Source organism: Bacillus sp. SIMBA_008 (assembly GCF_046535495.1).
GTDB classification, from domain to species: domain Bacteria; phylum Bacillota; class Bacilli; order Bacillales; family Bacillaceae; genus Bacillus; species Bacillus subtilis.
Genome location: NZ_JAWRWL010000115.1, coordinates 1 through 362 on the forward strand (window position 1 = coordinate 1; position 362 = coordinate 362).

Genomic DNA, 362 nt, shown 5'->3' on the forward strand with positions numbered 1-362 from the left:
CGGGTACGGACGGCCGTCCGGCGCAAAGTATACAGCGCTGTCTCCGACAACGAATACATCTTCATGAGAAGTAGATTGTAAGAAATCGTTAACCGTCGCACGGCCGCGGTTCACTTCAAGGCCGGATTCGCCGACTAACGGGTTGCCTTGTACGCCGCCTGTCCATACAAATGTGTTGGCAACGACTTTTGAACCGTCTTTCAGATCAATAACGTTTCCTTCAACATTTGTAACAGGAAGACCTGTTAAGAACTCAACGCCGCGTTTTTCAAGACTTTTTGTCGCGCGTTCGATAAGGTCATCAGGAAGAACAGGAAGAATTTTCGGACCTGCTTCTACTAATTTCAGTTTGATTTCTTTCG

General features: G+C 47.5%; 1 protein-coding gene. It reads right to left on the bottom strand.

The annotated features are described in order from the left end of the window. The coding region (locus SB658_RS22400; protein ID WP_410602415.1) for an NAD(P)/FAD-dependent oxidoreductase at positions 1–362 on the bottom strand (362 nt) is incomplete at both ends.